Source organism: Winogradskyella epiphytica (genome assembly GCF_003217215.1).
Lineage (GTDB): Bacteria > Bacteroidota > Bacteroidia > Flavobacteriales > Flavobacteriaceae > Winogradskyella > Winogradskyella epiphytica.
In genome coordinates this window covers 400,632-427,390 of sequence record NZ_QJTD01000001.1, presented here as the reverse complement: position 1 = coordinate 427,390, position 26,759 = coordinate 400,632, and the positions used below count along the sequence as shown (strand labels likewise).

Here is a 26,759-nt window from a genome sequence, read left to right as displayed (position 1 = left end):
TTCTTTAATTTATAGTTATGATGTCGTTATGGTTGTTTTCATATTCCAAGGCATAATTAAGTTCACCTTTGGATTCAGCATATATGGTATAAAGCAGTTGGTTCTCTTCGATTTGTTCTCCCAAATGCACATTTAGAAGAATCCCTGCCGATTTAGATTGTGGTGCTCCAGAAAGCTTGGCCAGTTTTGCAATTTTACGGTTATCAATTCGTTGCAAAACGCCTGACTTTTCAGCTTTAATTTCAATTTTATAAGGTGCTAAAACTGGTTTTGAAAATTGACCTTGCGCCTTACAAATGGCTACGAATTTTTCATATGCTTTTCCAGATTTGAGAATTTCACGTGCGGTTTCCAGTCCCTTTCCTTTTTCTACTTTTCCAGAAAGTTCTAATAGTTCAGTAGCTAAAAGCAATGCTCTTTCTGTTAAGTCTTTAGGTGCATCTTCCTCATTTTTCAAAACTTTTAATATATCTATGGCTTCTAATGTTGGACCGATACCCCTTCCAACAGGCTGCGTGCCATCCGTAACTACAACTTTTACATTCAAGTCAACAGATGTCCCAACGGTTTCCATATGATTTTTTAGTTTTTGAGCCATTTCGGTACTGCGAACCTTGGCGGTTTCTCCCACGGGAATATCAATGACCACGTGAGTAGAACCAGCTGCTGCCTTTTTAGAGAGTACTGAAGCAATGAGCTGCCCTTCGCTATCAATATCCAAGGCTTTTTCAATTTTGATGAGCACATCATCGGCAGGACTTAACTGCGCCGTGCCTCCCCAAACAAAACATCCGCCTTCTTTTTCTACTACAGTCTTTATTTCCTCGGAAGAGAGCGTAACATTGGTCAATACTTCCATTGTATCTGCTGTGCCTGCTGGTGAAGTGATTGCCCGTGAGGATGTTTTTGGCATAGTAAGACCATACGCGGCAACAATGGCAACGACCAATGGTGTTGTTCTATTGCCAGGCAATCCACCAATGCAATGCTTGTCGACCACGATATCCTTGTTCCAGTTCAGTTGCTTTCCGGAAGCAATCATTGCTTTAGTAAGGTCACTTATTTCATCAATATCCATTCGGTCGCCAGCACAGGCAGTAATAAATGCCGAAAGGTGGATGTTGGAATAATCGCCTTCCACGATATCGGTTATGATGTTGTTATAGGCCTTATAATCCAGTTTTTTGTTATAGATTTTTGCCCTAACGTGGCTTAATGATTCTATAGGTTCTAAATGGGAAACATATAATGTATCGTTTTGGGACACATTGAGTTTTTTAGCAGCAGCATCTGATAGTCCGATTTCATTGGGCAAAAGGATATCAGAATTCAGAACATTAAGACTTGCAACGATTGATGTACTTGCGTTCGATATTCTTATTCGGGTAAGTGCCTCAAACCCTTCTGAAATACAGACGTGGCAATCTTCGCGCATATACACTACATTCTCGTTTTGGGTATAGATGCCGAGATGTTTGTATTTTAATATGTTTGAGTGTGTGTCCATATATTATTGGTTGTTGTGATTTTTCGATTTATTCTATTTCTTCGATAGTGTATAATTGCGGAATTTCTGCATCCCACCCATAAGTTTCCTTGATGCCTTTTTGCAATGCTTCTGCACTCTCTTTTTCACCGTGTATAATGAAAATGCGTTCGGGTTTGTTTTTTATACTGTCCATCCAGTCCATAAGCTCTGCGTGGTCTGCGTGTGCCGAAAGCCCTTCAATTTCTGCTACTTGCATTTTAAACGGCACCCATTTTCCATATACTTTTAGTTCTTTTTCACCTTCCAATAATTTTCTGCCACGAGTGCCTTCAGCTTGATAGCCTACAAAAAGTAAGGTGTTATTTGGATTTTGTGCCTGTGTTTCAAGATAGTTTAGCATTCTTCCCCCTGTGAGCATTCCGCTTCCTGCAATCACGATTTTTGGTTTGTTATCTGTTCTTATTTCCATTGTTTCACGATAACTGCTTACGACCGTAAAGTGAGAACACATTTCGTCACATTCGTTGTCCTCCAATCTGTGCCAATCGCGAGTTCTATGAAACAGTTCCAATACATTGGCACCCATCGGGCTGTCCATAATCATTTGTACTCTGGGGATTTTCTTTTCTTTCAATAATTTCCAAAAGATGAGCATCATTAGCTGGGCACGTTCTACCGAAAAGCTTGGGACAAATAAGCTACCATCTCTGTTGATGGTATCATTTACTAATTTTTCAATATGTGGAAGTGCTTCTATTTCATCGGGATGAAACCTTCCACCATAAGTGGATTCAATGAAAAGCACATCCGCTTTTTTTGGTTTAAGGGGTGGATAGAGCAATAAATCATTGGTTCTACCAATGTCTCCTGAAAAGACAAAACGTTTTCCGTGCACATCCAACTCAATATAGGTTGCACCCAGAATATGTCCGTTGTATTGGAAGCGAGCCCTAATACCATCAAATAACGGAATCCATTGTGATTGTGGAATTCCTTTAAAGTGTGGGATAGTTTTTTCTACATCCTTTAAATCGTATAATGGTTCTGCGGGACTATGTTTGGAATAGCCTTCCTTATTGGCACGTTCGGCTTCTTGCTCCTGTATTTTTGCACTATCATTCAAAATGATTTTTGCAATGTCCAAAGTAGGATTCGTACCATAAATGGGACCATTGAAGCCTTGTTTTACCAATCTGGGTAAATAACCTGTATGGTCCATATGACCGTGGGTAAGCAAAACAGCATCAATATCACCTACATTAACAGGTGGGTACTCCCAGTTTTTAAGGCGTAATTCCTTTAACCCTTGGAAGAGGCCACAGTCTATAAGTATCTTTCTATCTCCTGTATCCACCAAATATTTTGAGCCAGTCACGGTGCCTGCCGCTCCCAAAAAGTGGATGTTTATTTTTTTGTTTTTCATCGTTATAGTATTTATTAATGTCCACCACAACAGGAAGGCGTATTTCCTTTGTCTTGGTTCGATTTGCTCAATTCCGCTATTTCGTTATATAGATTGCGGGAATCCTCTTTTATTACGAGTGCCAACTTCTTTACGGATTTAGGCTCGAAGTGTACCATACCCAATAATATTTCGAGGGCTTCTTCAAGTAGTTTAGAATCATCTTCCAATGCTTGGTAAAATGGCTCCAAATCTATTGTGTTCTGTTTTTGGGTTTCATCTGTTTTCATCTGGTTATTTTAAGATTATTGAACTATTATATCATTTACTCTTAAGTGCTTTGGCACAGCTCTTTTGAATCTGCCAAAATATTTTTGTGCCTTTTTTTGTCAACCCCTATCTGCTCTAATAACGCAGGATTTTCGTGAAGCTCTTTACAGAGCACAATTCCCTTGTCCAATAGCTTTGATTTCTCAGCTTTGGTCAGCGTTGTCAATGCGGTCAATGGGTGCAGACCAGCTTTATCTATTCTGTCTTTTAACCCGTTATCCATTGGGTAATCCCAACTTGTCAATAATAGCCCAACGCATTTACCATATTGTACCGCATCACTTGTAAATCGTGTATTTGTATAGACGCCTCCTTTGTGAAGTTTAGTATCGTGACCTTTTTGGCGTTCCCAATTTTTTTCTACATCTAAAAATCTTGAATTGATGTATAATGGAATCTTCACGTTGCAAACTCGGCCTTGATCGCTATGGTATTTGCATTCAATCATATAATGATTATTGTCTTTTTGCGCTATCACATCTATTTCGTGTTGAACACAATTACCTTGGACAATAACATCAACTTCTGTATCAAAACCTTCGTGTGCCAATAGTTTGCCTACTAATTTTTCAAATGGAAAACCGGTTGGACCTAGTTCCATTAAAGCTTTTTTGAGCTTGTACTTTGAGGCACTTACCCTAGATTTTCGTTTTAGCATCTTGAAAGCCAACTGATAGATTTTTTTGGTTGTCATTCCTTTTTCAATCTGCTCTTGTACTTTCCGGGCTATATCTTGAATAATATCCTCATCTGCCCGTGAACGCCGCAGGGAGTTGATGAGTTTGTTTACATCAAAGGCTTCGTACTCACCAGAGTATTTTTTTATTAAGACTGATTTATTCATTGTTACATTTTAATAGTCATTACTGGTAATTCGGAGTGATTGGTTACACCCTCTGCGATGCTTTTAGAGAATAAGCTTAAAAAGCCTGTACGTCCGTGAGTACACATTGCGATTAAATCGGCATTTTTATATCGTAAATAATTGTTTATCCCTGTTTCTACGTCTGGTTCGTTATATACATTCATTGAGAAGTTATCCAAATCGGGGAATTTTTTCAGGAACTCCTTGATGGGATCCAACCCTTGTTCTATACTGTTAAAATCGGTCTGAGTATTGACCCTCAATAAATGGATATGTGCGCCGCATTTTTCAGCAATCGAAATAACTTGCTTAAATACATCGCTTACATCTTGAAGAAAATCTGAAACAAAAACGATATCCTTAAAAGGAAAGGATACTTCTTCATCCTTGACTACAACAACTGGTACATCAGCTTTCCTAACAATTTTTTCTACGTTGCTTCCCATTAACTCACGTATACCGCCTCGGGTGCCACTACTTCCCGTAACTATAAAATCGTGATGAAAATGACCCGAATGTTTAAGGATATTTGCCTGACCACCATCAAATTTAAGAAAAGTCCTGCATTCAAGGCCTTGTCGTTCTGCTTTTTTCTCCAGTTCTCTCAGGTAGGCTTTTGCGATGCCTATTTGCTTTACTGTTTCTGGGTGCTGTTTTTCTTTTTGTTTATCCAACTTTACCCATTCTAACGGGGTTTTCATCAAATGGAAAAAATGGATTTCGGAATTGTAAAGCTTTGCCATTTCAATTCCGAGTTCTTCTGCTTTATTGCAATTTTTTGAAAAGTCTGTTGGTACGAGTATGTTTTTCATAATATTTGTTTTTAACTATTAATTAATGCTAATTTCATTTCCAGAAGGTTTTTGTTTTTCAAAACAATCCAGATTATATATGGTTGTTTCTGCAATATTGGTCAATGCGGTTTTGGTTAAAAAAGCTTGATGGCTTGTAATTAGTACATTGTTGAAAGTCATTAAGCGTGCAATCACATCGTCTTGCAAAATGTCATCGGAATGGTCTTCAAAGAACAATCCTTCTTCTTCCTCATAAACATCCAGTCCTAAATACCCTATTTTTTTAGTTTTCAATCCTTCGATAACTGCCTTGGTGTCCACCAACCCACCACGACTTGTATTGATGAGCATTACTCCAGATTTCATTAGTGCTATATGCTCTTTATTTATTAAATGTTTTGTTGAAGCTTTTAATGGCACGTGCAGGCTTATTATATCCGCGTGCTTACAGAGCGTCGCACAATCTGAATAGATTACGCCATATTTATCAATTAGGTCTTTGCTTTCTTCTATATCCTGGGCAAGAATATTGCAGCCGAATCCGTGAAGTATTTTTACGAGTACAGACCCTATTTTTCCTGTTCCAATCACGCCAACGGTTTTCCCATTTAGGTCAAAACCAGTGAGACCGTTTAATGAAAAGTTTTGTTCGCGCACTCTATTGTGGGCTTTAATCAGTCTTCGGTTTAATGCAAGTATCAAAGCCATTGTATGTTCTGCAATGGCATAAGGTGAATAGGCTGGGACACGGGCCACTTTTATATTCAATTCAGCTGCTTTTTCTAAATCGACGTGATTGAAACCTGCCGAACGTAATGCGATAAATTTTATGCCTAGTTTGTGTAAAATATCCAAAACTTCCGAAGAGGCATCGTCACTTGAGAAAAGTGCTATGGCCTTTGAACCTTCTGCCAATAAGGCGGTTTCCTTTGTTAGCCTAAATTCCAGAAAATTCAATTGATGTTTTCCTTTATTAGCGTTTTCAATGGAAGGCTTATCGAATTTATGTGTGCTGTATATTGTTGTTTTCATAATTTATGTTCCAAATAGTTCTAAGAGTTCGTGCAATTCTTTATTGACCTGATGTTGTTTGACCACTTCATTAAAAGGGGTTAAGTGCAATTGATTGTTTAAAATCCCGACCATTACATTCTTTTTACTTTGTAAAAGTGATTTTACGGCTTCCACCCCAAGCCTAATACCCAACATCCTATCTAAAGCAGAAGGATTTCCACCACGCTGTACGTGCCCAAGTTTTGTTATGCGTAAATCGACATTGGGGTTGACTTCCTTTATTTTTGAAGAAACAAGTTCGGCACCTATTTCATCGCCTTCTGAAACCACGACAAGAAAAGCATCTTCGCTATCGTAATTTTTCACTTTATCTAAAAGGTTAATAAAGTCGGTATCGCTCTCTGGGATGAGTATGGCATCAGCGCCAACCATCAATCCTGAATGAATGCCGATATAGCCAGAATCTCTACCCATTACTTCCACGATAAATACCCGATTGTGAGATTCGGCAGTATCCCTTATTTTATCAATGTTTTCAATGGCTGTGTTAACAGCGGAATCGAAACCAAGGGTGTAATCCGTACCCGAAATATCGTTATCAATAGTTCCGGGAATCCCTATGAATGGGATATCGCATATCTCTGAAAAAGCCAATAGACCTTTAAAAGTACCATCACCACCTATGGCAATTAAAGCGTCTATTTTGTTTACATTTAGAGTTTGCAAGGCTTTTTTTCGACCTTCCAGTTCGAGAAAACGTTTGCTTCGTGCGGTCTTTAGAATTGTGCCACCCTTTTGGGTCAGTTTTTGTAATTCGTGTGATTTAAATTGAACCAAGTCACCGTCTATCAATCCTTCATATCCTTTTCTAAAACCACTAACTTTTATACCAGTTGCTTCAGCCATTTTTGCAATGGCGTACAAGGCTGAATTCATCCCTGGACTATCACCTCCAGAGGTAAATACACCTATATGTTTAATTTTATTAGTATTCATTTAAAATTGTTTTTTGTGATTTTTTATCTGAAACAGAAAAATCTTGGATGGTCTTCCATACAAATTCTGCTTCTTTTAGAAAGAACTGATGGTCTCCCCCTGTAGAGGTAACAGTTTTTACGTTTGTAAATTCTCTTGATAAGTCTATAGCATTTTTGAGCGGTGCAGTAGTGTCCTTTGCTCCGTGAATGAAAAGCACTTTTGTGTTTCTAATCTTTCTTGCAATCCCGTATAAATCTGTTTTTAGGATTATCCTCGTAAGCGAATAATAGTAGCTCTGCCAATGGTGTTTTTTTGCATCTTCATAAACATCATCCGTGAGGTTGTCTGGTTTAAATGCACGCGACATAAAAATGGGATGAATCATACAGATGTATTTAGAGAATCTGCTTGTTGATATTCTGTCCACAAAGGAATGTGAGGACATAATTTTTTTAAATTCATCTGCATCCTGATAAACAGGTATTCCAATAAAAATGCCTGCTTTGAGCCAATTTGAGTGTTTTTCCAATAGGGCCATTGAAATTATAGCGCCCATAGAATGACCGGCAACTATGGTTTTTCCATCATTGAATCCTTCTTTTTGCAAAACCAATTCTAAAGCTTTTAGTTGAACTGAAAGCGAATAATCACTTTGTGGTTTTGGCGAATCACCAAAACCCAAAAGGTCTATTAATAGCAAAGTGTGTGTTTTTGAAATGCTTTCTAAATTGCGTTTCCAATAATTCAATGACCCTGTCAAACCGTGCAGCAAAACGAGTTTGTTTTCACCCGCACCTATAATTTCATAATTTAAGAGTGTTTTGTCAGCATCATAAGCTGGGTGCTTAACAATCTTATAATGTTGATATCCTGCTATAGCGACCACAGGAAAAATGAAAAATATGGATATGAGTAGTAATGTCATATTTTTAAAGTTTTATCATTAACCAATATTGGGGTTTTACCATAAAACCTATTAAAAACCATACAAGCTGTGAGGTCACCCGTTACGTTTACAGCAGTCCTGAACATTCCCAACAATCTTTCTACACCAATAATAATGATGATGCCTTCGGCTGGGATACCGACACTTCCCAAAACAGAAGCGAGTATCACCACACCACCTCCGGGAATGGCAGGTGTGCCGATTGAAGCAGCAACGATGGTTACGATGACCACAATAATATTGAGCAAACTCATTTCCAAGCCATAGGCTTGGGCTATGAATAGCGTAGTTATGGTTTGATAGAGTGCAGTGCCATCCATATTGACGGTTGCACCTATGGGAATAATAAAATTGCTAATGGTCTTGTCCACCTTCAATTCTTCTTCGGCTGTTTGAAGGGAAAGTGGCATCACGGCCGCAGAGCTTGTGGTTGAAAAGGCCAATAATTGAACGTCCCTTATTTTTTTTAGGAAATGCATAGGGTTTGCTTTTCCAAGAAGCACAATTAGCCCTAAATAGAAAATTACCAAAAGTAATAGACCGAGCAGGACGACGCCAACATAATAGGTGAGACCGGAAAGAGAACTTAAACCAACACTAGAGGTAAGCTGCGCCATAAGTCCGAAAACAGCAATAGGCACTAGAAGCATTGACCATTTTACTACTGTCATACAGACTTCCTGAATGGCAGTTAGAAGCAGCTTCACTGGGCGCAGTAAGGCATTTTCAAGTGATAGCACAGCTACACCAATAATGATTGTGAAAATTACAATGCTTAACATTTCACCACTTACCATAGATGCCAACGGGTTTTCGGGAAGTAAGTTTGAGATGGCATCAGGAATCGTTTCAATTCCGAAGGAAAGCTCTGGATTTTCCGTTGGAACAGCTGTAATTTCATTATGTTCAGCTAGAGCCTGTTGATGTAAAAAGCGACCAGGTCTAAAAAGTTGAGATAGTATGACACCCAAACTTACCGAAACTATCGTAGTACCTAGAAAATATAACAAAACCCCACCACCTAATTTTTTTAGATTGTCCTTATCATTACTTGCTATTCCAGTAATGATGGAAGCCACAATCAACGGAATCATAATCATTTGAACCAGTTTCAGAAATAGTACACCAGGCAATGCCAGCCAATTCCCCGCGATATCTGCTGTTTCTTTAGAAATCCATCCATTTTGTGGGCTCAATAGCAGACCAAATCCAACACCTAAAAACAAGGCAATGATTACCTTAAGCCATAGACGACTTTCTACCAATCTTATGAGGTAGTGGTTAAGTGATTTTAATGATTTTATCTCTGTGTCAAACATTCTGTTGATTATGCTATATTAATTTTATTATCCAGATACACTTCCTGAACGGATTGTAATACTCTCACGCCTTCGCTAAAGGGTTTTTGAAATGCTTTTCTTCCCATTATCAGCCCAGAACCACCAGCCCTTTTATTGATAACGGCAGTTGTTACAGCTTCGGACAAATCTGATTTGCCTTTGGAACCACCACCAGAATTTATCAGCCCTATTTTACCCATATAACAATTGGCCACCTGTAATCTGCAAAGGTCAATGGGATGGTCTGTAGTCAACGCTTCATACATATCATCGTCATATTTTCCGAATCCTATTTCTTTAAATCCGAAATTATTGGTCGGTAATTTTTGTTTAATGATGTCTGCTTGAATAGTTACGCCTAAATGATTTGCTTGTCCGGTTATATCGGCCGCTGCGTGATAATCTTCATTTTCTATTTTGAAAGCTTCATTTCGTGTATAGCACCATAGAATAGTAGCCATCCCCAGATTGTGGGCTTCTTCAAAAGCTTCGGCTATTTCGTTGAGTTGCCTGTTGCTTTCTTTGGAACCAAAATAAATGGTGGCACCCACAGCCACGGCTCCCATGTCCCAAGCACTTTTTACTTTCCCAAATAAGGTTTGGTCATATTTATTGGGGTAGGTGAGCAATTCATTGTGATTAATCTTAACTATAAATGGAATTTTATGGGCATATTTTCGAGCGTTCAACCCAAGGACTCCAAAAGTTGATGCTACACCGTTGCAACCAGCTTCAATAGCGAGTTTTATAATATTCTCCGGGTCGAAGTAGTCTGGATTTTTATAAAATGAAAAGGCTGCACTGTGTTCAATACCTTGATCCACGGGCAGGATACTCAGGTAGCCGGTACCGCCCAGGTTTCCGTGGTTGTACAATTGTGCAAGGCTTCGCAGTACCTGCGGATTTCTGTTGCTATTGCCAAATACCTTGTCAAGACTGCTCTTGCTGGGGGTTTGCAATTCATCCTTGGTTATTTTTTCACAAACGTGATCCAAATAGAAGGCTGCTTTTTCCCCCAAAAGTTCTGTAATATTTATATCTGTTTTCATCTGTCTATAATATTTGTTTTTTAAAGGACATATGGAACATCCAATTAGTCATTCCGCTGTGTGTTTAAAAATGAATAATGGATGTTTCATTTTAAATGAATTTATTTGATTCCTAGACTTTCATTGGTCTTTTCGATAGATTTGTTTGGATCGGTTTCGATTCCAGTAAGTGCGCGAATGGCATCAATGGTTTCAGGGATTACAATAGCTTGGTTATCGACCACGTAGGCATAGAAAAGTTCATCGCCCACCACTTTCAGCATATCTTCCCAAAGGGCAACTTCATACATATCACCCCAAGGCCTGCCCATATCTAAGAACATTTCTTTAATGGTATTGTTAGAAACCAAACCTTGATCATATTGAATTAGTTTGATGCGACTAGAGGTTTTAAAGGCATTCAGCACCTCTTCCTTCGAGGCCTGTTTTTTTAATTTCACGTTCCAGTAATGTAAATGGCTTAAGGTTTGGGGTACCTTTATTGCGGTAGTGATAACATCAAGATCAGGGTCAACACTTTGTGCGTCGGGACCTTGATGGCTTGGGATGTCTCTTTCGGGAACCATTGTGTTCATAATACCGCCTAAATGGCTTTCCCAAGGGTCTGTAGCTCTTCTTAAAAGTGTACCTCTGGCATAATCCAATAAATCGGCTCTTTTTAAAGCGGTCAAGGTTCTTAAAATAGACGTAGTATTACAAGAAACTACTCTTGTCGCATTCAAGTTTAGAGCCGATTTGTAATTATTTTCTGCACTAAAGGAATGCCCTGTGGTTTCGTGTTTTTCGCCACCGTGTAGAATAAATTTGATGTTTTGCTCCTTGTAGATAACGACATTCTGAGCGGCAATTTTTTTGGGTGTACAGTCCACAACCAGGTCTGATTTCTTTAAAAGTTCCTGTAAGCTTCCTTTTACTGAAATTCCTTTTGAGTCCATATCATTGGCTGCTTCTTCGGTAGCTGCATAAATATCATACTCCTTTCTTACGGCATTTTGAATGCGCCAATCGCTGATTATATCGCAAACGCCCGAAAGCTTCATATCATCTTGTAATTTGATGGCATCTGCCACTCTTTTTCCTATGACTCCGTATCCTATAACTCCTATTTCTTTCATATAAATTTTGTTTTAATTAGTTATTCTTCTGTATTATCGATTAATGATTTTGGCTTAAAATTTCTAATAATCAAGCGGTTGCTCTTTTCATAAGTGAAATAGCTAACCGCCCAATTAAAACCAACCATCAATCTATTTCTAAATCCACTTATGGCCATCAAGTGAACAACGGACCACAGCAACCAGGCGAAATAGCCTGCAAATTTAAATTTGCCCAAATCGGCAACTGCCTTGCGTTTACCTACGGTTGCTAAGGAACCTTTATCTTTATATTTGAAAGGTTTTATGGATTTGTTATTTATGATATTTAATATCGAATCGCCCAGGTATTTACCTTGTTGAATAGCGGTCTGTGCTACTTGTGGATGTCCTTTTGGGGTTTCTTTGGAAATGAGTGCTGCGATATCACCTATGGCAAAAATATTTTCGTAGCCTTCTACTTTTAAATTGGCATTGGTTTTAATACGGTTGCCTCTGACTACGTGTTTTCCATCAATACCATTTGGGAATTGTCCTTTTACGCCAGCCGTCCAGATAAGGTTTTTAGCCAATATGGTCTTATCACTTTTGGTAGTGACTTCCTTTCCATCATAATTGCTTACAGCTTCATTTAATAATACCTTTACATTTAAATCCTCTAAATATTTGAGGGTTTTCGAAGATGCTTTATCAGACATTGTACTTAACAACTCATCAATGGCTTCTATTAGATAAATATTCATAATGGAAGAAGGGTACTCTGGGTAATCTTTGGGAAGGATGTATTTGCAAAACTCTGCCAAAGCTCCTGCCATTTCTACGCCTGCTGGACCACCACCTACTATTACAAAATTTGTCAGCGCGTCGCGTTCTTTATCATCACAAGTAATAGCTGCCTGTTCCAAATTTTGCAACATCATATGACGGATGTTGAGGGAATCGCGAATATCCTTCATCCCCAAACTATTTTCGGCCACAGAATCCATCCCAAAGAAATTGGTGGTCGTGCCAGTAGCCAACACTAAATAGTCATAAGAAACACTTCCCTTATTGGTCAATATAGTATTTGAATCAGGTTGAATTTCCTCAACTTCAGCCAAACGAAAGAAAACATTTTTATAGCCATTGATTTGTTTTCTGAATGGAAATACAATACTGTCAGGCTCCAGGGCACTCGTTGCCACTTGATATAATAAAGGCTGAAACTGATGGAAGTTATTTTTATCGAGTAAAACCACTTGAACTTCTTTGTGTTTCAGTTTCTCAACCAATGCCAAACCTGCAAATCCTCCACCAACGATAACCACACGAGGTAATTTAGTATCTGGAAGACAGATTTCATCTGTTATCTTACAGGTGGATTCCAACGGAATGCTATGTGTTTGCTTTTCTTTCATTTTTTATTTCTATCTCTTGCAATGAGTACTGAACATTTGGCATTTGTGGTCAAATATTGGGATACAGAGCCCAATACTAAGCGTGAAAGTGCACCGTGACCCTGAGAGCCTACTACGATTAAATCTGCACCCCAATCTTCTGCTTTTTCATAAATAGTACTTTTGGGCAGGCCACTAACAACACTTGTGGTTATGGAAAGTGCCTTGTTTTCGGCCTTGATTTTATCGAAAGCTTCTGAAACGATTTTGTTTCCCAATTTTTGAGCGTTACTTCTAATTTCTTCTATGTAATTTCCTATCCTGCCGCCCATAGTATGCAATCCCAGGCCGTTTGTTTTCGGAACTTCATAAACATTTATAATATGAATTTCACTATTTGAGGATAGGGTCATTTTTATAAGTTCGTGAATGGCTACTTTACTGAAATCTGAACCATCTATGGCCAATAATATTTTCATAATTTGAATGTTTTAGTTGGTTGACATTTCTTTCGATTTTATAAGTTTTCTCCAATACAAGTGTTCATATAATCCAGACCAATACATACCAAAGGTGAAAGCGAACAGTAACTCTTCAATTGGGATTCCCAAAACAAGAATATGGGTCAGGTTGTCCAGATTCCAGTACAGCTCCACATATTGCGGATAAAACGGAAGGATGCTTCCGAAATAAATGAAGTACAGTATGGTAAACAAGATTCCTCCAACCCATATCTTTCCTTTTAAATCTGGGCGACAGTACAATGTTGCCAAACCACCAAAAAACATTGCAATGATGCCACAATAGATGTGGTTAAGCGTGGTGAAAAGACTAAATATGACGAATACAATGGCTGGAACAAAAAGTATATAAATATGTAGCTTATGTCTTTGGTGGCTCCGTTCGGTATGAGGCATATCTATATAGCCTTTTTTGAATATCAGATTATACAATACCGTCCCTATTCCGCCAATGGCAAAAGAGAAGATAAGGCTCTCAATATCAAAACCTGTTCTTTCCGCTAAATGGAATAAGGAAGGTGGCATCCAATATTCTGGTACAAATAATGGTTCTGTTAAACCAAAGGGCATCGTAATAAGGCTCATTTTGAGCATTTCTTTTCTATACCCCTTTTTTGACAAATAGATTATTGCCCAAAGAGCAAGAATTATAAGAGACCATATGAACCAGACATATTGCATAAATTTTATTTTACTCTCTTATTTTTTGACTTTTATTTGCGCATTATAAAAAGCCGCAATACAGGCACCTATTAGCCATCCTAAAATGAATATCTGTACTATTCCCAAACCAGCTTCCCATAGTGGCACATCCATCCTGATAATGCTTGTGGTATCTAAACCGTGCAATAGGCTGTTGAAAAAATCGATAGTGGCTTCTCGACCTGCTGTTGACATAACTATCATACAGCCTAAGTAAATTAGTGCCCCCGTAAGACCGAAAGCAAATCCGAGTTTTTTTACGTTTAATCGATACATAATTTTAAAGTTTTGAGTTAGTTGTCTGATTTTAATATCTTTTTTGATTCCTCAAATTCTTCCTTGGATATTTCGCCTTTTGCAAAGCGGTTTTTAAGAATATCCAGTGGGCTGTCCTTCTTTGTTTTTTGATAAGGGATATCTGCTGGGATAAAGAATATCCAAGCCAATAAAATAATCCATATAATCCACCATATTAGGTGCATACCTCCAAAATGTCCTTCGTAAAAATGCATAATTTTTGGTTTTAAGTTGTTGTTAATTTAATTCTGTAATTGTATAACCATTGAGCCCATCAAGTTGCTTTTGTAATTCGGCAACAGAAAGTGCTTCATTCATCGTGATAAGTGCAGCACCTTTTGGTGCCAAAAAGATCTCTGCTTTTTCTATATTGGGATGTTCTTCTAAAGTCTTTTTTACTCTTGATACACATCCACCGCAGCTGATTCCGCTTATTTGAAATTTTTGTTTCATCATTTAGTATTTAATGGTGATGATGCCCTTTGTGTTCATCTTTTGGTTCTGTTTTTGAAACATCTTTACCGTGTTCGTTTTCTCTTTGTCTATTCTGTGAATGATTGTGCCCACCGTGGCGATGTGAACCGTGAGGCATAAATAAGTGACAAGCAAACATAAAGAGGATGAAGATGAATAGAGACGAACTGCTTCCTATACCTAATGATGGTGCAAAAAAGATAAACAGTAATGGTAATCCACAACCGATGACCATCCATATCCAGTGATTATTTTTCATTGTTGTTTATTTTAAAAGTTAAAATTAATGATGCTCGGTATGCTCACCTTTGGTTGGACTATCCATATCGTCCATCTTGTCCATACCCTGCATATCCATTCCTTTTTCGCCCATCATCTTTGAGCAGGATTCCATACAGTCTTAGCTCATCATCCCTTTTTCGTGCATCATTTTCATCATTCCGTCCATCATTGAGTGCATCATCATACCGTCTTCCATCATCATTTGCATTCCTTCGCCCTGCATCATAGCGTCCATCATGTTCTTGTTGCCCTGCATCATTTGCATTGCTTGTGGGTTGTTGTGCATATTTTCCATAAACTCCGTCATATAATCGTCATTCTGGGCAATATCATTGAAGACTTCTGTGCGGGTTTCTGGGTTTTCCAGTACTGCTTGAGGGTTTGTTTCTTGTGTGCAACTGTTCAAACTTACAAGCCCAATCATCGATAAAATAATTGTAAGTGCTTTCATAGGTGTTTGTTTTGAATTAATACTATAAAATTATTGGTTTTGTACTATCTTGTTGTACATAACTTTCGCTATGATCTATATAATTTCATCGTAAAAATTTCGTTTCCAGTCTTCTGCATTTTTATAATCGGTCATACTTACTCCTATAACGTCCTTAAACTGTCTAGACAAATGGTTGACACTGCTGTAGTCCAATAGGTACCCTATATCTGAAAAGGAATGTTGTTTAAGCTGAATGAGCTCTTTAACTTTTTCAATCTTTAATTTGATAAAGTACTTTTCCAGAGTGGTCTGTTCGTTGGCTGAAAACAATTTGCTCAATGTCTTGTAATCCTTATGAAGTCTTGATGCTAATAGTTCAGATGTTTTTACCTTAATATGTAATGGTAACTCTTGCAATTGTTCTATTAGAATGACTTTCATTCTTTCTACGAGCATTTCTTCTTCTTTTTGTACAATTTCAAAATCATTAGCGTGAAGCACAGTTGTAACAGCTTCGACAATCTCATTGCTGGTTTTTTTTGGTGCTTCTACCAATAACCTTCCTAATTCCAATGAAAGCACAGTAACTCCCAATTCCTGTAGTTCTTGCTTAATAACTTTTAAGCAGCGGCTACAGACCATATTCTTAATCCAAAATTCTTTTGGTTTGTTCATAGTATATAATGTATTGTCAATGAGTTTAGCTCAATGGTCTGATAGGTTTAGCCTAACAGGATTAATATTGTGTAGCGTTGTTGAGAATAGGGTACAACAAATGTTAGCCAGAAGTGAAATATTGGCTATAGAGGCAATGCAGATTAATTTTAACCTGCGAAGTAGAAAATCAAATTAAAAAGGACTCGTTGAGGATTACAAGGTCTGTGGATAGCAAAGGTGGCCTATAAGCCTTAAAAGAAACTGTGTTTTTCTCTAAACCTTCAAAAAGGTTGATATAAGAATAGACGAAGTTGTTTAAGAAAACTAAAGTTTCAATCTCTGAAATTGTATTGGCCTTCTTGAAGGTGTCATCTCCTTCTTTCAAGATGGTCTTATTATCGCAACAGTCTTTCTCTTGTATTGTAGTACATTGCTTGGAATTATTATCTTTTTTCTGTGCAGTCTCCATACAAGATTCTGCTTTACTAAAAAAAGCCAAATCCACCATTTTATTACAGCAAAAGTGCATATTTACCGTAAAGGATGTGGTGGAAAACAGTATAAAAACTGCTAAAAAGAAGGACAGTATTTTAGTAAAAAAAGATTTCACACTATAAAATTAATAAATTTTGATTAACATTAAAGGATTTTGGAAAATAAAATTCAACTGTTCAATTATTTTATTATCAGTTTTTTACAAAAAAAACAACAAAATTAATCAGTACAAATATAATTCTAAAAGTTCAACAGAACTATGATTTATATCATATAAAGGAAGCTGCAAAAGAATTTTATTTGCAAATAATATTTAAGCGGTTTCGTGCAAAATAAACATTGATAAATCAAAAAAAATTGTTAAATAAACAAATTGAGATAAATTTTTTATAAATTTGCAACATTAATGAAAAAAGTTTTTCATAAAATATCATCCGTTTGTTTGGCACTTATCGTGCTATTGTCAACAGTTTCTTTTACTATTGATAGTCATTACTGTGGCGATACTTTAGTGGATTCTTCTTTATTTGGGCACGTTGAAACTTGCGGAATGGATAAACAACTATCCAAAAATGATTGTCAAAGTGAAGTTCAGGATGATTCCTGCTGTTCAGATAAGCAATTAGTTGTTGAAGGTCAGGACGACCTGAAGATGTCTTTTAACACCTTAAATTTTGAGCAACAAGTCTTTGTTGTCTCTTTTGTACATTCTTATATCAATCTCTTTGAGACTCTTGATTCACACATTGTACCATTTAGAGATTATGCGGTTCCCTTTCTCATACGGGATATACAAAAACTGCACGAGACGTATTTAATTTGATTTTAAACAGTTTCCGATAAATATCGGAATAATTAGCCCTATGGTCAATACTATTTTGGGCTCAATTTCTTGTGTTTAATGTTTTGATTTTATCAAGATATTATTCGATGTATAACTGTTTAATAATCATTGTAATGCTGAATAAAAGCATCAAATTTTTAATCGAGAACAAGCTAGTAGCCGTTCTACTACTTGCACTTTTTATTGCTTGGGGAGTCGTAAACGCCCCGTTTGAATGGAATACAGGCTCACTTCCTCGAGACCCTGTTGCCGTAGATGCCATACCAGATATTGGCGAAAACCAACAAATTGTATTTACTAAATGGGATGGTCGTTCCCCTCAAGATATTGAGGATCAAATTACTTATCCTCTAACCACATCGCTTCTTGGTATTCCAGGGGTTAAAACAATACGTAGTTCATCTATGTTCGGGTTTTCGAGCATTTATATCATTTTCGAAGAAGATATTGAATTTTATTGGAGCAGAAGCCGAATACTTGAAAAATTAAACTCATTACCAGCCGGACTTCTACCAGAAGGCGTTAATCCAGCTCTAGGTCCCGATGCCACAGGATTAGGGCAAGTATATTGGTACACCCTTGAGGGACGTGATAAAGATGGTAATGTTACAGGTGGATGGGATTTACAAGAATTAAGAAGCATTCAAGACTTCTACGTGAAATATGCGTTGTCATCTGCGAGTGGCGTTTCAGAAGTGGCTTCCATCGGCGGATATGTTTTGGAATATCAAGTGGATGTTAATCCCGAATTAATGCGGCAATACAACATAGGCTTGAGTGAGGTTGTAAAAGCAGTAAAACAAAGCAACAAAGATGTTGGTGCACAAACGCTTGAAATCAACCAAGCTGAATACCTTATAAGAGGATTGGGTTATATTAAGAAACTATCTGATTTAGAAAACGCGGTAGTTACTTCAAAAGATTTTACATCCATCCGTATAAAGGATATTGCGAAAGTAACACACGGTCCTGCTACAAGAAGAGGTTTATTGGATAAGGAAGGAGCCGAGGTTGTTGGTGGTGTTGTAGTGGCTCGTTATGGGGCCAATCCTATGGAAGTCATCAACAATGTTAAAGAAAAAATAAACGAGTTAAGTTCTGGGCTTCCATCAAAAACATTAAGCGATGGGAGGACTTCGCAATTAACCATCGTACCCTTTTATGACAGAACAGAATTGATACAAGAAACCTTGGATACGCTGGAGGAAGCACTGTCATTACAAATTTTAGTCACCATTTTCGTAATCATCATAATGGTATTCAATTTGCGGGCTTCCATATTGATTTCGGGATTATTACCTATAGCGGTGTTAATGGTTTTTATTTCGATGAAACTCTTCAACGTAGATGCGAATATTGTGGCCTTATCGGGTATTGCTATTGCTATTGGAACAATGGTAGATATGGGGGTTATCCTTACAGAAAATGTGCTGAGGCATATAGACGAAAGTGATGAAGATGTGCCAATGGATACCATTGTGTACAATGCCACTGCGGAAGTTTCCGGGGCTATACTCACAGCTATACTGACCACTATTATAAGTTTCATTCCGGTATTCACGATGATCGGTGCTGAAGGTAAATTGTTTAGACCATTGGCTTTTACCAAAACTGCTGCCCTAATAGCAGCCTTAACTGTGTCCTTGTTTTTAATTCCACCGTTTACAGCCTATTTATTTAAAAAGAGAAGCATAAGGACTTCTTTTAGCTATATTTTAAATGGAACGATGATTATTCTGGGTATTGTATCCCTTATTTTCGGATACCCGTTAGGATTAATATTAATAGCATTTGGTACGGTTGGCATTCTGTCGTTAAAGGAAATGATTACCGCAAAACTGGCGAATACTATCAACATATTTGTCTCTGCATTTGCTCTTATATTTTTACTGGGAGAATATTGGAGGCCATTGGGAGTTGATAGAAGCTTCTTTATAAATGTAATTTTTGTAGGTCTTATCTGTTTTGGTCTTTTAGGAGTATTTACACTTTTTAGAAATTATTATGTTCGAATATTAAATTGGGCATTGCGCAATAAACTGTTATTTCTTTCGATACCAACTGCCATTGTAATTTTTGGAGTGATGATTATGCGAAATACTGGTAAAGAGTTTATGCCTTCACTCAATGAGGGTTCATTCCTGTTAATGCCCACTTCAATGCCACACGCAGGTGTGGAGGAAAATAAACGCGTCCTACAGCAACTCGATATGGCCGTTGCGAGCATTCCAGAAATTGAAACTGTAGTCGGTAAATCTGGGCGTACAGAATCATCATTAGACCCTGCACCGTTATCGATGTATGAGAATGTTATTCAATATAAATCTGAATATATTTTAAATGAAAATCGCAAAAGACAACGCTTTAAGGTAAACGAAGACGGCTTATTTGTTTTAAAGGATGGCAGTTTAGTAACCAACCCTAATAGCGAAATTGAAGTAGAAGATGAAGACTATAAAGCCTCAAAAATTACAGACCCATTCTCTGTAACAAGGTCACAGCTCATTCCAGATGACGATGGAGAGTACTTTAGAAATTGGCGACCTGAAATTGAATCGCCAGACGATATTTGGAAAGAAATCGTAAGGGTTACAAAGCTTCCAGGTGTTACTTCTGCACCCAAGCTACAACCCATAGAAACACGCTTGGTGATGCTACAGACTGGTATGCGAGCACCTATGGGCATTAAGGTGAAAGGACAGGATTTAAAAGAAATTGAGGCGTTTGGGGTACAATTGGAAGATATCTTAAAACAAGCAGAGGGTGTAAAGGATGAAGCAGTTTTTGCCGACCGTATTGTGGGGAAGCCATACCTACTTATAGATATTGACAGAGAACGACTTGCGCGCTATGGCATAACCATAGAGCAAGTACAGCAAGTTATACAGGTTTCTGTTGGTGGTATGGTGCTTTCACAAACAGTAGAAGGTAGGGAGCGCTATGGTATTCGTGTACGCTACCCAAGGGAATTACGCGCAAATCCAAACGATTTAAAAGATATTTATGTGCCTGTAGAAAAAGGAAGTCCGGTTCCGTTAAGTGAGTTGGTCACTATTAGATATGAGAAAGGGCCACAGGTTATAAAGAGTGAAGACACTTTTTTAGTAGGCTATGTCCTTTTTGATAAATTAGATGGTTTCGCCGAAGTAGATGTGGTGGAAAATGCCCAAGCCCTTATTCAAGAAAAAATTGACAATGGCGAATTGACCGTTCCAAAGGGTATCAATTATCAATTTACGGGAACGTATGAAAATCAGTTACGAGCAGAAAAAACATTGAGCGTGGTAGTACCTCTGGCTTTGGCTATTATTTTTCTAATCCTATATTTCCAGTTCCGTTCTGTTGGAACGTCATTAATGGTCTTTACTGGAATTGCTGTCGCCTTTGCGGGAGGTTTTTTAATGATATGGTTCTACGGCCAAGATTGGTTCTTAAACTTCAGCTTTTTCGGAGAAAATTTACGAGACCTCTTTCAAATGCACACCATTAATTTAAGTGTCGCTGTATGGGTTGGTTTTATTGCTCTATTCGGTATTGCTACCGATGATGGCGTAGTAATGGCTACCTACCTTACGCAAACCTTTGACAAAAACAAACCTAAAGATAGAAAAAGCATTAGGGCATCCGTAGTTGAGGCAGGAGAAAAACGTATCCGTCCGTGTTTAATGACAACGGCGACAACTATTCTTGCTTTGTTGCCTGTATTAACATCAACAGGTCGAGGGAGTGATATAATGATTCCAATGGCTATTCCTTCTTTTGGTGGGATGTTAATTGCACTTATAACCCTATTTGTTGTGCCAGTTTTATTTAGCTGGAAAGAAGAATTTCAATTAAAACGAGCTACAAAATGAGATATATAATTTTAATAGCACTTGTTTTTTTCGCTTTCGTGGAAGTAAATGCACAAGATTTAGCATCCTATATTCAGGAAGCTGAAAAGAACAATCCAGAAATCCAAGCTTTTGAATTGCGGTACAATATCGCCGAAGAAAAAGTAAATGAAGTTAACAGCTTACCAAATACTGAATTTAATTTTGGCGTTATGGCTATAGCTCCTGAAATGGATATGCCTATGGAGCAATTTAGTGCCTCTGTAATGCAAATGTTACCGTGGTTCGGGACCATTTCAGCAAGGGAAAATTATGCATCATCTATAGCAGAAGCGCAATATGTTGATATAGCAATTGCGAAAAGAAAACTTTCATTGTCAGTATCCCAGTCATATTATAAACTTTATGCCATACGTGCAAAACAGCTTATTCTGGATGAGAACATTGAACTTTTACAAACCTATGAACGCCTAGCATTAACTTCATTGGAAGTTGGTAAAGCATCAGCTGTTGATGTACTTCGCCTTCAAATAAGGCAAAACGAATTAGTTCAACAAAAGGAAGTGCTAGAACAGGGTTTTCAGGCAGAACAGACGCTGTTCAATAACCTTTTGAATCGTGAAGAAAATATGTCGGTGGATGTTGTGGAAGAAATGATGATTCCGGACGTTGACCCTCTGGTTTTAAATGAGAACCTTCAAATAAACCCGGAACTTATTAAATATGATAAGTTATATGAATCTGTTGAGCAGTCAGAGCTGTTAAACCAAAAGGAAAGTGGTCCTATGGTAGGGTTTGGAGTGCAGTATATTAACCAAGAAAATAGTCCAATGATAACTAGCTCTTTTAAAGATATGGTTATGCCTATGGTTTCTATTTCAATTCCCATTTTCAATAATAAATATAAGTCAGTGACAAAGCAAAATGAATTGAAACAATTGGAAATAAAATCACAGAAAGAAGAGAGGCTCAATAACCTTGAAACACGTCTTGCACAAGCTATTTATAATAGAAATACAATGAGAATTAAGTTTAATGCACAAACAGACAATTTAAAGCAGGCGAATGACGCCGAAGAAATTCTCATTAAGAATTACGAAACCGGAACTATAGATTTTAACGATGTGCTCGATGTACAAGAATTGCAGTTAAGGTTTCAAATCAATTTAATCGAATCTAATAGAGGGTATTATACAGAATATGCCATCATAAATTATTTGACAAAATGAAAACAATAAAAATTATTACGCTATTGCTTTTCACAACTTCAATTTTTGCCCAAGTAGGCACAAACGGAAATGATAGAAAGGAAGATGGGCGACCTGTTAAGGAGTATAACCTTACCATTGAGGAAAACGAAATGACACTTGGAGGTGTTACTGCCAATGCAATGACCATCAATGGAGGTATCCCTGGGCCTGTTTTGGAATTTAATGAAGGAGACCTTGCTATAATCAACGTAACCAATAAAATGGATGAAGAAACTTCAGTGCATTGGCACGGATTGATACTTCCCAATTTTTACGACGGGGTTCCATATTTAACTACCCCACCGATTGAGCCAGGAACAACCTTCCAATACAGGATTCCAATCAACCAATCGGGAACATATTGGTACCATTCCCACACAATGCTACAAGAACAAAAAGGTGTTTATGGGTCTATTATCATTCATCCAAAAGAGAAAACCTTGGAATATGATAAAGATTTAGTCGTGGTATTATCAGATTGGACCAATGAAAAACCAATGAATGTATTACGAAACCTTAAAAGAGGTAACGAGTGGTATCAAGTTAAAAAAGGCACAGCAGTGCCATTAAGTAGGGTCATTTCAGAAGGTGCCTTTGGTGCTCAACTTAAATTTTGGAGAGACCGTATGGAAGGGGCTGATATTGCAGACATTTATTATCCCGCCTTTCTAACCAATGGAAAGTCGTTAGCGGAATATCCAGAATTCAAACCAGGGGAAAAGGTTCGACTTCGCTTTATCAATGCATCCGCTTCCACTTATTATTGGTTGGACTTTGGCGGTGGCAACCCGATGGTCGTTGCGGGCGACGGTATTGATGTGGAACCTGTAGCAAAAAGCCGTTTCCTCTTCGGTATTGCCGAAACCTATGATGTTATCGTTACCATTCCCGAAGGTACTTTAGAAGTTACCGCCACCGCTCAGGACGGTTCTGGAAGCACCTCGTTGCGTTTGGGCGAAGGCATCCTATACCCAGCCGAAAGAATTGGCAGGCCTGATAAAGTGGAAATGATGAAGCAAATGGCCAAAATGGATATGAAAATGGGAGCGCCTTCAATGGTAGGTAACAAAAAGAAAAAAACACCTGAATACCTGAAGGAGAATTATGGGATGAAAATGGATATGAAGGACGGAAAAATGAATATGAACGATGGCAAAATGGGTAATCAAATGGATATGAAGGCAAACGACCATATGGGTCACGATATGTCTATGATGCAAAAGGACACCGTGTCTTTCAATTACAGCACACGTAAAACCTATTTCAACTACGACTTTTTAAAGGCAACCGAAAATACCACATTCAAGGCCAACTTACCCGTAAACGATATTCTGTTGAACTTGACCGGAAATATGCAACGCTATGTTTGGAGTATGAATGGCGTACCACTTTCAGAAACCGATAAAATAAAAATCAAAAGTGGCGAAGTAACCCGAATAACACTCAACAATCTAACGATGATGCACCACCCAATGCATTTGCACGGTCATTATTTTAGGGTCGTTAACGAAAATGGTGAACGTTCACCATTAAAGCATACCGTCAATGTACCGCCAATGCAGAAAGTGGTCATAGAGTTCTACAACGAAGAGTATGGAGATTGGTTCTTTCATTGTCACGTACTATATCACATGATGGGAGGTATGGCAAGGGTGTTTAGTTATGATACCCCAAGAGATAAAAGGATGGAAGATTTTCCCGTTCAAAAACTCATCGATGAAACCGACCATTACTATTCTTGGGGATTGTTGCGTGCAGGCTCAAACTTTAATGAACTCTTTTTAACCTCTAGCAATATCCGTAACGAATTTGGATTACGAGCAGAATTCGATTATGACAAAAATCTTGAAGCTGAAGTAAATTACAACAGGTATCTCAATGATTGGGTGCGTCTCTATGTAGGTGTTAATACCGAAACCGAAATACCAAATTCCTTCGATGAGTTCAATACAGTTGGTCTTATTGGTGTAAAATACTTTACTCCTTATAGATTCAATGTAGATGTGAGTATGGATAACCAGCTACGCCCAAGAATACGCTTGGACAGAGAACTATTGATTTTTCCAAGAATATTTCTGGAAGGCGAATATGAATATAGAGCAGACTTTGGATGGGTCAATGATTTAGGAGATAGCTCTTTTGAAAGCGAAACACAATGGTTGGTAGGTCTTTCATACATCCTCTCTAGAAATTTTTCAATTCAAGGAAACTATAACAACCGATATGGTTGGGGTGGCGGTCTTTTAGCAAGATTTTAAATAAAGATTAACATATATCAATAATAATTAAATCAAAAACAAAATGAGCAAATTAAAATTAGTATTAGGGATAGTTGCAATAGCATTTGTAACCTTAACAGCAGTGTCTTGTAAAGACGCTAAAACAGACAAGAATAATTCAACAGAGCATCATTCAGAGATGAATGCAGATGGAGACCATTCAAAAATGAATCACGATAATAGCGATGGTCATCACGATGGTGATAAAAAGGAAATGACGATGAATGGCAACGGTACCTCACAGGCCGTATTAAATGATTATTTCAGTCTTAAAGACGCTTTGGTAGCCGATGACAACGCAAAAGCGAAAAATTTAGGAGGTGTATTGGCTAAATCACTTAAAGCTTTTGACACTTCTAAATATTCAGGTAATGAGCAAAGTGAACTGAATGATATAATTGAAGACGCCATTGAGCACGCCGAACACATTGCCGAAAGTGCTATGGACCATCAACGGGAACATTTCAAAATATTGAGCAAGGATATTGCCGATATGATTGCCATAACTGGAACAGAAAATACTTTATACCAACAGTTTTGCCCAATGTATGATGGTGGAAGTGCGTGGTTGAGTATGAGTGAAGATATCAAAAACCCGTACTACGGAAGTAAGATGTTGACCTGTGGTAAGGTACAAAAAGAAATCAATTAGATGAAAATTGTAAAAATCATAGCAGTGGTTTTATTGGTGGCGTTTGTGGGCATACAGTTTGTGCCCACCGAGCGTAACCAAAGCGATGTCGTTCCAAAAACTGATTTTATGTTGGTCAACTCTGTGCCAGACCACATCAAGAGCAAGTTGCAAACTTCCTGCTATGATTGCCACAGTAACAATACTCAATATCCTTGGTACAATAAAGTACAACCCATTGCTTGGTTTTTGGAAGACCATATCAAAGAAGGAAAAGCAGAATTGAATTTCAATGAGTGGGATTCGTTATCAAACAGAAGAAAAAAGAGCAAGTTAAGATCCATCATCAAACAGATTGAAAATGACGAAATGCCTTTGGATTCTTATACTTTGATTCACAAAGATGCAAGCTTTTCAGAAGCCGAAAAACAGGAACTAATCCAATGGGTAGGACGATTAAAAGATAGTATATAAACAATAATAATTAAAAATAAGAAAATGAAAAATTTAAAAATGAGTATAGCAGCAATGCTATTGTTAACCCTTTCTTTTGCCAATGGACAAGAAAAAGAAAAAATGAACCACGATCACGCAACTATGAAAATGGACCATAGTAAAATGATGAATATGAACAATGATGCAAAAGTAGAAGCAATATTAAACGATTACTTCAACTTAAAAGATGCCTTAGTAGCAGATGACACCAAAAAGGCAGCCCAGGAAGGCTCTAAATTGGCTGCCTCACTAAAAGCATTTGATGCTTCAAAATATACAGCAGAAGAACAAAAAGAATTAGCTGATATTATTGAAGATGCCACTGAGCACGCCGAACATATTGCAAAAAGTGAAATGAGTCATCAAAGAGAGCATTTTAAAACCTTGAGTAAGGATATTTCAGATTTGATAGCAATTACAGGTACAAAAAGCACTCTGTACGAGCAGTTTTGCCCAATGTATGATGGTGGTAGCTCTTGGTTGAGTACAAGTGATCAAGTGAGAAACCCATATTATGGCAGTAAGATGCTCAAGTGTGGAAAAGTAAAAAAGACTATTAATTAGATAATCCCTTCTTTAAGATTAGGAATCGTTCTGGTTTATTAGTTAACAGAATGGTTCCTGTCTTAAGGAAATATTAATAGTCATTAAGTCCTGTCACGGGAAGGAAAAAATATTGATGGTTAGTGGTTAATTCCTTCCCTTGTCAGGCACAAAATTAATTTTTCCCCTAATTAATGGCAGCCGATAGGGAAAGAGGTAGAAGATTTGAAAGATTGGTAAAAAGAACCTCTTTCCTTAAAGGTATTAAAAATTGAAAAAGAAAAGTTTAGTAAAAGGTACTTGACTATGAGAGGAGAACCTATTTTTTGATTGATGGATAGAGGCT

General features: G+C 37.6%; 28 protein-coding genes. 7 read left to right on the top strand and 21 right to left on the bottom strand.

Features of this window, described 5'->3' with window-relative positions; genetic code table 11:
• Nucleotides 1–4 precede the first annotated feature (4 nt).
• The 21 genes from DFQ11_RS01855 to DFQ11_RS01755 all read right to left on the bottom strand — a co-directional run bounded on the left by DFQ11_RS01855 (nucleotide 5) and on the right by DFQ11_RS01755 (nucleotide 16,653).
• Nucleotides 5–1,507: a thymidine phosphorylase family protein gene (locus DFQ11_RS01855; RefSeq protein ID WP_110473914.1), complete on the bottom strand. Its 1,503-nt coding sequence runs from the start codon at nucleotides 1,505–1,507 to the stop codon at nucleotides 5–7.
• A gap of 28 nt (nucleotides 1,508–1,535) precedes the next feature.
• On the bottom strand, nucleotides 1,536–2,912 hold the full coding sequence (locus DFQ11_RS01850; protein WP_070237406.1) for an MBL fold metallo-hydrolase RNA specificity domain-containing protein: 1,377 nt from the start codon (nucleotides 2,910–2,912) through the stop codon (nucleotides 1,536–1,538).
• Between the two features lie 14 nt (nucleotides 2,913–2,926).
• Nucleotides 2,927–3,181 (bottom strand): hypothetical protein, encoded by a 255-nt coding sequence (locus DFQ11_RS01845; RefSeq protein WP_110473913.1) that lies wholly within the window; start codon nucleotides 3,179–3,181, stop codon nucleotides 2,927–2,929.
• Between the two features lie 41 nt (nucleotides 3,182–3,222).
• On the bottom strand, nucleotides 3,223–4,065 hold the full coding sequence (locus DFQ11_RS01840) for a restriction endonuclease (RefSeq protein ID WP_110473912.1): 843 nt from the start codon (nucleotides 4,063–4,065) through the stop codon (nucleotides 3,223–3,225).
• A gap of 2 nt (nucleotides 4,066–4,067) precedes the next feature.
• Nucleotides 4,068–4,898 carry a universal stress protein gene (locus DFQ11_RS01835; RefSeq protein WP_110473911.1) on the bottom strand — a complete coding sequence of 277 codons (831 nt, stop codon included), beginning with the start codon at nucleotides 4,896–4,898 and terminating at the stop codon, nucleotides 4,068–4,070.
• A gap of 18 nt (nucleotides 4,899–4,916) precedes the next feature.
• On the bottom strand, nucleotides 4,917–5,912 hold the full coding sequence (locus DFQ11_RS01830; protein ID WP_008616405.1) for a 2-hydroxyacid dehydrogenase: 996 nt from the start codon (nucleotides 5,910–5,912) through the stop codon (nucleotides 4,917–4,919).
• Nucleotides 5,913–5,915: 3 nt separating this feature from the next.
• Nucleotides 5,916–6,890, bottom strand: coding sequence for an ATP-dependent 6-phosphofructokinase (locus DFQ11_RS01825; protein ID WP_110473910.1), 975 nt, complete (start codon nucleotides 6,888–6,890; stop codon nucleotides 5,916–5,918).
• Complete coding sequence (locus tag DFQ11_RS01820) at nucleotides 6,880–7,797, bottom strand: alpha/beta fold hydrolase (protein WP_013072809.1); 918 nt, start codon at nucleotides 7,795–7,797, stop codon at nucleotides 6,880–6,882. Before DFQ11_RS01820 ends, DFQ11_RS01825 begins: the two co-directional genes overlap by 11 nt.
• Complete coding sequence (locus DFQ11_RS01815; protein WP_026813300.1) at nucleotides 7,794–9,137, bottom strand: dicarboxylate/amino acid:cation symporter; 1,344 nt, start codon at nucleotides 9,135–9,137, stop codon at nucleotides 7,794–7,796. The genes DFQ11_RS01820 and DFQ11_RS01815 overlap by 4 nt, the downstream gene beginning before the upstream one ends.
• 8 nt (nucleotides 9,138–9,145) lie before the next feature.
• Nucleotides 9,146–10,207, bottom strand: a complete 1,062-nt coding sequence (locus DFQ11_RS01810) for a class I fructose-bisphosphate aldolase (protein WP_026813301.1) — start codon at nucleotides 10,205–10,207, stop codon at nucleotides 9,146–9,148.
• A 101-nt stretch (nucleotides 10,208–10,308) separates the two neighbouring features.
• Nucleotides 10,309–11,322 (bottom strand): type II glyceraldehyde-3-phosphate dehydrogenase, encoded by a 1,014-nt coding sequence (locus DFQ11_RS01805; protein ID WP_026813302.1) that lies wholly within the window; start codon nucleotides 11,320–11,322, stop codon nucleotides 10,309–10,311.
• 20 nt (nucleotides 11,323–11,342) lie between these two features.
• Nucleotides 11,343–12,698: an NAD(P)/FAD-dependent oxidoreductase gene (locus DFQ11_RS01800; RefSeq protein WP_110473909.1), complete on the bottom strand. Its 1,356-nt coding sequence runs from the start codon at nucleotides 12,696–12,698 to the stop codon at nucleotides 11,343–11,345.
• A complete protein-coding gene (locus DFQ11_RS01795; protein ID WP_110473908.1) occupies nucleotides 12,695–13,156 on the bottom strand; it encodes a universal stress protein in 462 nt (153 codons plus the stop codon). Before DFQ11_RS01795 ends, DFQ11_RS01800 begins: the two co-directional genes overlap by 4 nt.
• Before the next feature lie 12 nt (nucleotides 13,157–13,168).
• Nucleotides 13,169–13,783: a lycopene cyclase domain-containing protein gene (locus DFQ11_RS01790; protein ID WP_228122685.1), complete on the bottom strand. Its 615-nt coding sequence runs from the start codon at nucleotides 13,781–13,783 to the stop codon at nucleotides 13,169–13,171.
• Between the two features lie 114 nt (nucleotides 13,784–13,897).
• Nucleotides 13,898–14,176, bottom strand: a complete 279-nt coding sequence (locus DFQ11_RS01785; RefSeq protein WP_008616426.1) for a DUF5676 family membrane protein — start codon at nucleotides 14,174–14,176, stop codon at nucleotides 13,898–13,900.
• A 17-nt stretch (nucleotides 14,177–14,193) separates the two neighbouring features.
• On the bottom strand, nucleotides 14,194–14,412 hold the full coding sequence (locus DFQ11_RS01780; protein WP_008616427.1) for an SHOCT domain-containing protein: 219 nt from the start codon (nucleotides 14,410–14,412) through the stop codon (nucleotides 14,194–14,196).
• 22 nt (nucleotides 14,413–14,434) lie between these two features.
• Complete coding sequence (locus tag DFQ11_RS01775; RefSeq protein WP_008616428.1) at nucleotides 14,435–14,653, bottom strand: heavy-metal-associated domain-containing protein; 219 nt, start codon at nucleotides 14,651–14,653, stop codon at nucleotides 14,435–14,437.
• Between the two features lie 7 nt (nucleotides 14,654–14,660).
• Nucleotides 14,661–14,930, bottom strand: coding sequence for a hypothetical protein (locus tag DFQ11_RS01770; protein ID WP_008616429.1), 270 nt, complete (start codon nucleotides 14,928–14,930; stop codon nucleotides 14,661–14,663).
• Nucleotides 14,931–15,071: 141 nt separating this feature from the next.
• Complete coding sequence (locus DFQ11_RS01765; protein ID WP_229791218.1) at nucleotides 15,072–15,404, bottom strand: hypothetical protein; 333 nt, start codon at nucleotides 15,402–15,404, stop codon at nucleotides 15,072–15,074.
• Nucleotides 15,405–15,479: 75 nt separating this feature from the next.
• Nucleotides 15,480–16,061, bottom strand: coding sequence for a helix-turn-helix domain-containing protein (locus DFQ11_RS01760; protein ID WP_110473907.1), 582 nt, complete (start codon nucleotides 16,059–16,061; stop codon nucleotides 15,480–15,482).
• A 169-nt stretch (nucleotides 16,062–16,230) separates the two neighbouring features.
• A complete protein-coding gene (locus DFQ11_RS01755) occupies nucleotides 16,231–16,653 on the bottom strand; it encodes an HYC_CC_PP family protein (RefSeq protein ID WP_040459986.1) in 423 nt (140 codons plus the stop codon).
• Nucleotides 16,654–16,944: 291 nt separating this feature from the next.
• Between DFQ11_RS01755 and DFQ11_RS01750 the strand changes: the two genes are divergently transcribed.
• The 7 genes from DFQ11_RS01750 to DFQ11_RS01720 all read left to right on the top strand — a co-directional run bounded on the left by DFQ11_RS01750 (nucleotide 16,945) and on the right by DFQ11_RS01720 (nucleotide 26,434).
• The gene (locus DFQ11_RS01750) at nucleotides 16,945–17,361 is read left to right on the top strand and encodes an HYC_CC_PP family protein (RefSeq protein ID WP_008616438.1); all 417 of its coding nucleotides are present in this window, start codon (nucleotides 16,945–16,947) and stop codon (nucleotides 17,359–17,361) included.
• Between the two features lie 134 nt (nucleotides 17,362–17,495).
• The gene (locus DFQ11_RS01745; protein WP_110474802.1) at nucleotides 17,496–21,236 is read left to right on the top strand and encodes an efflux RND transporter permease subunit; all 3,741 of its coding nucleotides are present in this window, start codon (nucleotides 17,496–17,498) and stop codon (nucleotides 21,234–21,236) included.
• A complete protein-coding gene (locus DFQ11_RS01740) occupies nucleotides 21,233–22,444 on the top strand; it encodes a TolC family protein (protein ID WP_110473906.1) in 1,212 nt (403 codons plus the stop codon). The genes DFQ11_RS01745 and DFQ11_RS01740 overlap by 4 nt, the downstream gene beginning before the upstream one ends.
• The gene (locus DFQ11_RS01735) at nucleotides 22,441–24,723 is read left to right on the top strand and encodes a multicopper oxidase domain-containing protein (RefSeq protein ID WP_110473905.1); all 2,283 of its coding nucleotides are present in this window, start codon (nucleotides 22,441–22,443) and stop codon (nucleotides 24,721–24,723) included. Before DFQ11_RS01740 ends, DFQ11_RS01735 begins: the two co-directional genes overlap by 4 nt.
• A gap of 43 nt (nucleotides 24,724–24,766) precedes the next feature.
• Complete coding sequence (locus DFQ11_RS01730) at nucleotides 24,767–25,396, top strand: DUF3347 domain-containing protein (RefSeq protein ID WP_110473904.1); 630 nt, start codon at nucleotides 24,767–24,769, stop codon at nucleotides 25,394–25,396.
• A complete protein-coding gene (locus DFQ11_RS01725; protein WP_110473903.1) occupies nucleotides 25,397–25,849 on the top strand; it encodes a heme-binding domain-containing protein in 453 nt (150 codons plus the stop codon).
• Nucleotides 25,850–25,873: 24 nt separating this feature from the next.
• The gene (locus DFQ11_RS01720; protein WP_110473902.1) at nucleotides 25,874–26,434 is read left to right on the top strand and encodes a DUF3347 domain-containing protein; all 561 of its coding nucleotides are present in this window, start codon (nucleotides 25,874–25,876) and stop codon (nucleotides 26,432–26,434) included.
• Nucleotides 26,435–26,759: the final 325 nt, after the last annotated feature.